We start from the raw sequence: 7,758 nt of genomic DNA, 5'->3' as shown, positions 1-7,758 counted from the left end.
CCCAAACCACAGGCTGAGTTGCATGGCAAACAATAGGGGTCGCAAAATCAATAGAAACTCAATTTGACTTTCAACGGAAATTCGAGGCAGATAACGGTGATACCAAGCCTTCTGAGACTGACGGATAAAGGTTTCGTCTAACTCCAACTCTGCTGGAGAAGCATCCGCAAGCTCATGGTTTTCTTTGGAGGTGAGTAAGACTTGTCGATAGTGTTCCAGACGAAGACGCTGCGATCGCCGCCATTTTTGTAAGCGTCTAATCACCCAACTGCTGGCTAGCATGATTAGAATCAAAGCCAGAATCAGCGGAATTTGTTGTTTTTGATAGGGGACTTGTCTTTCCCTCTGGGCTTGTAATAATGCTTGTCGGATAATGTCAGACCATTTCTGAGCTGTGCCATCAATGGCGATTGGTTCATCTAACTCAGTATCCGCCTGGGTGACGGTTAATAAATATCTGGGACCCCAATTTTGATCCGATGCCACCAGCACCGTTTGATCATTCAAAACCGCAGGGTCAATGCTCAGGGATTGGGGATCAAAGCCATCGCTAACAATTTTGCTGAGGTTATAGTTAATGCTCTTAACCCGTCGCTGAATGGGAGAAACGATGTTTTCATCGCTTGACTGATTGGTTGTGGGGGCCGCAATGGCAAAAAGTACCTTGCCATCAAGCCTAACTTTGGCAATATCTAGATTCCCTTCTTGGCTCACATCACTGAGGGGCACGGAGACATTTTTGGGCAGGTTGATCAGTTGCCCTTGGGCGGGTAGGCTAACACTCGTTAAGGCGATCGCCAACAGGCCAGCGATCAGGAATAACAAGAATTTTTGTATTTTTTTTAAGGCTCGACACCCAAAGTTAAGGCGGTGAGTGATTCTCCGAGTAATGTACCTGTCAACGGTTTTAATTTTGAAATAGGCAATCAATTTGTTCACATTAACGACGAATAAGTTCATGGTTGATGATTCTGGCGACGACTCCATTGACCATACCAATTGGCCAGGGGCGTTGCGCTAAAACCGTGGGCCAAAACGCTCAATAAAATCGTACAAGAAGCAATAATCGCAATATCGCGGCTATGGGGTAACTTTTCGTCCAGCACGATAACGGCAAAGACGATGCTGGCTAATCCCCTGGGGCCAAACCAACCGACAAACAAGGTGCTCCAACGGTCTAACCCCATCCCTAAAACGGCCAAAAATACAGGCAGGATACGGATGACCGTCAAGCTCAACACGGCATAAACAAAGGCTGACCAAGTTAGCTCATTGATCACAAAGGGTACAACGCTAGCGCCAAACATCACCCAGGTAATCAACGATAAAGCGTCCCCGGTGGCTTCGGCGGCAATCAGCAAGTCTTCCTTTTCGGTTTTCACCATCCTCCCAAAAGTCAATCCCCCCACAAAACAGGCAATAAAACCACTGCCGCCTAAGTGTTGGGCGCTGGCAAAACAGGCAATGGCCAGGGCGATCGCCAAGATCGGTTGCCAATCGGCGGCGATCCAATCCCGCTGGAGGCAAAAGCTCCTAAGTTGTACTCCAATTACGGCAAAACTGGCCCCAATTAAAGCCCCAATACCGATCTGTTGAGTGAAGAGGTTAAATAATAAACTGGCTGTATTGTTGGTATCTGTCTGATCTGGATTGGCGATCGCCAGTAATGTAAATAAAAGCGGGACACAAATACCGTCATTGAGTCCACTTTCCACATTCAAATCTTCACGGATATTGTCAGGAACCTGGGGATTGGTGACCACTGCTTTTCCCAAGGCGGCATCGGTGGGGGCCAACATCACTGCGAGAATGCCCGCTTCCGCTGGACTAAATTGGGGAAATAAGAATTGGCCAGCGATAAAACCCAGTCCAATCGTGAGGGGCAGTCCCACCGCCAGCAAACGCCAGGGTAACCGCAAGCTATTCCGTAATATGCTTAAATTTGCATTGGCCGCATCAGTAAATAAAATCGACGCCAGGGTTAATTCGGCGATCGTTTTGAGATTTTCCGAGGTGACATTGAATTGAATTAGATTGAGTCCAAAAGCGCCAAAGAGTAAGCCAAAACCTGAAAAAATAATTGCATCGGACAGCCACGTTTTGGATAATCTTCCTGCAATCAAACTATACAGAAAAACAAAAATTGCTAGAATAGCCCAATCGCTATATGGTTCAATCATAAATTTTTATTACAAGTATTTACAGACTTTGGCTGTCTTTTCCAGGAAACAACACGCTATAAAATAACATCTACTGTTCAATTTAAAAGAAAAATAAATAAGAAATTTTGATTTGTTTATTGATAAAAACCTAGCCCTGTGAACAGTGGAATGTGGGGCGAGAATTCCGACGGCGGGTGAAACAGGCCTTTGATAAAGCCGAAATTCGGGTTGGCATTCCCCACCAAACCATTAACCCCATGCCCACCGTAACGGATCAAGAGGTGTTGAATTAACCATCACCCACCGGAGTTCATAGCACAGTGTCCGTGGGTAACCTAAAGAGTCCTTTTTGATGACTGCTTCAGGGTTTCTTTGGGACTCTCACCAAACAGGGTCTTGTAGTCTCTAGCAAAGTGACCTGGACTGTAAAAACCGTGCTCAGCGGCAATGGCCGAAATAGTCCTAGTCCCCGGTACTGTCATTTTCAGCAACCGACGCACCACCTGCAAACGTAAAATCTTGAGGTAGACCATGGGGGAGATACCTAGAATTTGGTCAAAGGCATAGGTTAGGGTACGCTGGCTAGTAAAGATGCCCTTGGCAACAGTAGCCAGGGTGATGGGCTGGTTGAGATGGGCTTCTAGGAATGCTTCCGTTTGTCGGACTAAATCGCCTCGGCGCAAGGGACGTTGGGACGTTGTGGGAAGCTGCCCTTTAGGCGGAATGGACTGAATCAAGAGAGGAATAAAGTCCTCTTTCAATAGCCTCTGAAAAGTTAAGCTGGCGAGGCAAGCAGTCTGGTTAACGACCAAAGTATAGAGTTCCCGGACAAAGACCTGGAGCGACCCAATAGTGGTTGGAATGCAGACTTGATTTTGCCCTAAGAATCTGGCATCAAGGTCGTCCCGTTCCATCAGGCAAAGATATTGATTTAGAAGGATGGTGCTGACAGCAACATAACAATATAAAACCGAGTCAGCTATCACGAGATCAACCTCCCGATCAGAGTCGAAGCCAAACAGCATCTGCCGATTGATTGGACAGTTGTGGGCTATAAATTTCTGCTCATCTACCGCATTGAGTAGAAAGGAAAAAAAGACGGCTTCGGCTGGTTTCGGACCAACAACCCGCAAGGGCACAACACTTTTCGTAAAGTTAAAGGCAATGTTCCCCAGGTTGAGTTGCACCGCTTCACAGGAGTAGGGGGCAAGCACTAACGGGGTAATTCTGAGGGGAAGCCTCAGCGCCTCAGCCATTTCATCGGTATCTTGAAACTTTTGATGAATAAGATTTGGCGTTGGCGGCTGAACTTCTTGAACCATAATATTAGCTTATGTAGCAATGGCAAAAAACACCGATTGTTACCTATATCCTGTGAAAAAGTGTTGATTTCCCAAAAGTTTGCCATTTTTGTATAGCCTAAACCGATGGGTAGTGGCAAGATGACCCAAGTCGTTCAGTTGTTGCTCTCCCGCACGAACAATGGGGGTTTTATAAGAAATCCCTAAGTAGGTGGGAAGAATGAAATGGCAAACAGGTTAAACGCCTGTAACCATTGTCAAACAAAACTTTCAGCGATTGTACGGAAACTGCATCATCTTAATAAGCAATTGATCCTTGTGACTGATCAAAACAAATGACAAGTTTAAATTGGATCTTGATCCACATTCAGCCACCGAGATCCACAGTATGACCCAGCCCAAAACTCCTCCTCGCATCCACATTCTGGCAAAACCAACCGGGGCAATTTGTAACCTCAACTGCTCTTACTGTTTTTTTCTAGACAAAGAACAGCTTTATCCTGGCAGTAAGTTTCGGATGGCGGATGAGCTGTTGGAAAACTATATTCGCCAACTGATCGAAACCCACCGCACAAAAGAGGTCACGGTGGCCTGGCAGGGAGGAGAACCCACCCTCATGGGAGTCAATTTCTTTCGCAAGGCGATCGCCTACCAGGAGAAGTACCGAAAGCCGGGAATGACCTTTGAAAATACGATCCAAACCAACGGTACGTTACTCAACGATGAGTGGTGTGAGTTTTTGAAAGAAAACAACTATCTGGTGGGGTTGAGTATTGATGGGCCGCGGGAACTCCATGATGCCTATCGGGTTGATAAAGCTGGGGGGCCGACCTTTGATAACGTGATGCGGGGTCTGCGGCTACTGCAGAAACATGGGGTGGAGTACAACATCCTGACCACCGTCAATGCGGCAAATGGCAATCATCCCCTAGAGGTCTATCGATTTCTTCGAGATGAAGTGGGCGCTAGTTGGGTTCAGTTCATCCCCATTATTGAGCGAATCAATGAGGACAGCAGTACCCTCTACCAACAGGGAACCCTCGTTTCTGATCGCTCCGTTAAACCCGAACAATTTGGCAGCTTTTTGATCAGCATCTTTGATGAATGGGTGCGCCACGATGTGGGCAAGGTATTCGTACAAACCTTTGAAGCCGCCGTCAGCAAGTGGATGGGTGCTCCCTCTGGCATGTGCGTCTTTGAACCCACCTGTGGCCATGCGGTGGCCTTAGAACATAACGGTGATCTTTACTCCTGTGACCACTTTGTCGAACCCGATTATAAGCTGGGCAACATTCAGGATCAGCCCATAGGGGATCTGGTCGGCGGCGATCGCCAGCATCAGTTTGGTCGGGACAAATTGGAAAAACTGCCCAAGTATTGCCTGGACTGTGACGTGCGCTTTGCCTGTAACGGCGAATGCCCCAAAAATCGGTTCATTACCACCCCCGATGGAGAGCCAGGGCTGAATTACCTGTGTGCCGGGTATAAGGCATTTTTCCATCACATTGATGAACCCCTCCGGCTTTTAGCAGAAATCATGCGACGCAACTATCCTGCCGCAAAAATCATGCCCATCTTGGCCGCCCAGGATGCCGCTTTTGCCAAAGCCCATCCCAACGATCCCTGTCCTTGTGGCAGTGGTCAGAAGTTTAAGAAATGCCATGGTCTGCATAAAACAAAAAAAAGCCGGAAAACCGCCTGTCAACCGGCCCGAACTTAATGGTGTAGGGCCACCACATTGGCCGATTTGCCTTCCGGCGGTCAATGTCTCAATAGGAGGGCGGTGTACGAATACAAAATTGGCATTGCTGATTTGAGGTATGTTTAGCCCCCTTAGCCCCCCAAATTTGGGGGGAACCAAAAATGGAAAGTCCCCCAGCATTGGGGGATTTAGGGGGCGATAAAAAATCTTGAAGCTCACAAACTCATACCCTAATTCAGTAACGCCACACAATTAAATCCACTAGGTAGGATTCACCTGCTGATTAACGACTATTCAATAGAGAGACAAAACAATGTCGAATAAAAAACCCAACATTATTCTGCTAGTGACCGATGACACCGGCTATGGCGATCTTGGCCCCTACGGCGGCGGCGAAGGACGGGGGATGCCAACCCCAAACTTTGATCGAATGGCGGCGGAAGGCATGACCTTCTTTTCCTTCTATGCCCAACCAAGTTGCACCCCGGGTCGGGCGGCCATGCAAACGGGTCGTATCCCCAACCGCAGTGGCATGACCACCGTGGCGTTTCAGGGCCAGGGCGGCGGCTTACCCGCAGCGGAGTGGACGTTGGCCTCTGTGTTGAAACAGGCCGACTACCGCACCTTTTTCACAGGCAAATGGCATTTGGGTGAGGACGATTATGCACTACCCAATGCCCAGGGCTACGACGAGATGAAGTATGTCGGTCTCTACCACCTAAATGCCTATACCTATGCCGACCCCACCTGGTTCCCCGATATGGAGCCAGAACTACGGGCCATGTTCCAAAATGTGACCAAAGGATCGCTGTCGGCTAAGGCCGGTGAGAAGGCCAAGGAAGATTTCAAGATCAATGGTCAGTACGTCGATACGCCAGATGAAGGCGTGGTGGGAATTCCCTTCTTCGATGGTTACGTTGAGAAGGCGGCGGTGGAATTTCTCGAAGATGCGGCCAAGGAAAACCAACCCTTCTTCCTCAACGTCAACTTTATGAAGGTGCACCAGCCCAACCTGCCCCACCCCGACTTCATTCACCGATCGCCTTCTAAGTGCAAGTATGCGGACTCGATTGTCGAGCTGGACTCTCGCATCGGGGCAATTATGGATAAGGTACGGGAACTTGGCCTAGAAGAGGATACTTTCGTCTTCTGGACGACCGACAACGGGGCCTGGCAGGATGTCTATCCTGACGCTGGCTACACCCCATTCCGAGGAACAAAAGGCACTGTCCGCGAGGGAGGCAACCGTGTCCCGGCGATCGCCTGGTGGCCCGGGAAGATCGCGCCAGGCGTGAAAAACCACGATATTGTGGGCGGTCTCGATCTGATGGCGACCTTTGCTAACCTTGCAGGGGTATCCCTACCCACCAATGATCGTGAAGGCCAACCGATCATCTTTGACAGCTACGACATGTCTCCAGCGCTGTTTGGTACGGGTAAGTGTGAACGCAAATCCTGGTTCTATTTCACCGAGAATGAACTGACACCGGGGGCAGTACGGGTCAACAATTACAAGGCGGTATTTAACCTGCGGGGTGACGATGGTGCAACGACCGGAGGTCTAGCCGTAGACTCCAACCTGGGATGGAAGGGGGCAGAGAGTTATGTTGCCGTCGTGCCGCAGATGTTTGACCTGTGGCAAGACCCCCAGGAACGCTACGACATCTTCATGAACAACTATACGGAACGCACCTGGATGCTGGTCACCATGAGCGAAAAGGTCAAAGAGCTAATGAAAACCTATGTGCAGTATCCACCGCGCAAGCTACAGAGCGAGGGGTATGCTGGCCCGATTACGCTCACCCAGTATGAGCGCTTCCAGCATATTCGGGAAATGCTCGCGAAGGAGGGCATCACAATACCATTACCCACCGGAAACTAGCCCAGAACTGGTGTTAACCCACCATTTGGTTTTACTTTCACCCTCCTGAAGCAATGCACCTGTCAGTTCCAAGTACTGGTAGGTGCTACTTTTTATTTACTGTTTTTTATTCTAGCCAGGTTTAAGTCAGCGAACGTCTTTGTTGGTAGTGTTATCTATACAGAAATACGCGGCAAATTGTCGGCTTTCATTGAGGCGATAAGACAAGCAAAGATGCTCAACAATTCTGGGAGTCAATCTCTCTTCAGTATCGTAAAAGATCAGATGTTTATACAGATTTTTGACAGTCTTATGAAAAGACAGTCCCAGCGGAGAAAGACCATCCTAGTGGAAAAGAAACTGGTGAGACTAGTCATATCGAAAGATTTAATAATACTCTGAGGCAAAAATGCTCTAGATTAGTGAGAAAGAGTCTCTCATTTTTCAAAAAATGTTTTAATCATGAATCTGCAACTTTGTATTTTATTAATCATTATAATGAGTAATGAAAGTTAACGTTATTATTATCTCACTACATGAATAACACCACCCAGACATTTGAACATCAAATTTAAGAATTGTCCTAACCAACCTGTTGGCGACTATACCCCTCTTTCATCAAAATGGGTGAATTAGAATGGAGATAAAAGGCTGGAAAGCTTGGAGGGAGTATGACGAAGGTAAGAGAAGCGAAAAAGACAGTACAATGTGTAGACACGTATAGTAAACTGT

The 7,758-nt window shown here is 47.9% G+C and carries 6 protein-coding genes and 1 pseudogene; 4 read left to right on the top strand and 3 right to left on the bottom strand.

From position 1 onward, the window contains the following. Together IQ219_RS13615 and IQ219_RS13610 are read right to left on the bottom strand one after the other, a co-directional pair. Positions 1-960, bottom strand: a 960-nt coding sequence (locus IQ219_RS13615; protein ID WP_194072969.1) for a hypothetical protein, incomplete at its 3' end; no start/stop codon positions are given. Beyond that, positions 957-2,180 carry a sodium:proton antiporter gene (locus IQ219_RS13610; RefSeq protein ID WP_194018922.1) on the bottom strand — a complete coding sequence of 408 codons (1,224 nt, stop codon included), beginning with the start codon at positions 2,178-2,180 and terminating at the stop codon, positions 957-959. The genes IQ219_RS13615 and IQ219_RS13610, both read right to left, overlap by 4 nt. A gap of 152 nt (positions 2,181-2,332) precedes the next feature. On the opposite strand from IQ219_RS13610, the gene IQ219_RS20400 reads away from it, so the two are divergent. Beyond that, a complete protein-coding gene (locus IQ219_RS20400) occupies positions 2,333-2,455 on the top strand; it encodes a hypothetical protein (protein ID WP_255512823.1) in 123 nt (40 codons plus the stop codon). Between the two features lie 42 nt (positions 2,456-2,497). On the opposite strand, the gene IQ219_RS13605 is transcribed toward IQ219_RS20400, so the two are convergent. Next, positions 2,498-3,484, bottom strand: a complete 987-nt coding sequence (locus IQ219_RS13605; protein ID WP_194072968.1) for a helix-turn-helix domain-containing protein — start codon at positions 3,482-3,484, stop codon at positions 2,498-2,500. Positions 3,485-3,851: 367 nt separating this feature from the next. On the opposite strand from IQ219_RS13605, the gene IQ219_RS13600 reads away from it, so the two are divergent. From IQ219_RS13600 to IQ219_RS20550, 3 genes and pseudogenes are all read left to right on the top strand, one after another. After that, on the top strand, positions 3,852-5,183 hold the full coding sequence (locus IQ219_RS13600; RefSeq protein WP_194072967.1) for an anaerobic sulfatase maturase: 1,332 nt from the start codon (positions 3,852-3,854) through the stop codon (positions 5,181-5,183). Between the two features lie 295 nt (positions 5,184-5,478). Then, positions 5,479-7,047: an arylsulfatase gene (locus IQ219_RS13595; protein WP_194072966.1), complete on the top strand. Its 1,569-nt coding sequence runs from the start codon at positions 5,479-5,481 to the stop codon at positions 7,045-7,047. A 299-nt stretch (positions 7,048-7,346) separates the two neighbouring features. Next, positions 7,347-7,532, top strand: a pseudogene (locus tag IQ219_RS20550) (IS1 family transposase); the annotation flags it as partial. Positions 7,533-7,758: the final 226 nt, after the last annotated feature.

The sequence above is a fragment of the Synechocystis sp. LEGE 06083 genome, assembly GCF_015207725.1.
Taxonomy (GTDB): Bacteria; Cyanobacteriota; Cyanobacteriia; order Cyanobacteriales; family Microcystaceae; genus Synechocystis; species Synechocystis salina.
Note: the sequence above shows the minus strand (reverse complement) of the source record. Positions and strands in the feature narration are given on the sequence as shown.

What these genes read in the sequence shown, in the direction of transcription:
- IQ219_RS13600 (WP_194072967.1), top strand. Translation starts at nt 3,852, where the DNA reads ATGACCCAGCCCAAAACTCCTCCTCGCATCCACATTCTGGCAAAACCA.
- IQ219_RS13610 (WP_194018922.1), bottom strand. Translation starts at nt 2,180, where the DNA reads ATGATTGAACCATATAGCGATTGGGCTATTCTAGCAATTTTTGTTTTT.
- IQ219_RS13595 (WP_194072966.1), top strand. Translation starts at nt 5,479, where the DNA reads ATGTCGAATAAAAAACCCAACATTATTCTGCTAGTGACCGATGACACC.
- IQ219_RS13605 (WP_194072968.1), bottom strand. Translation starts at nt 3,484, where the DNA reads ATGGTTCAAGAAGTTCAGCCGCCAACGCCAAATCTTATTCATCAAAAG.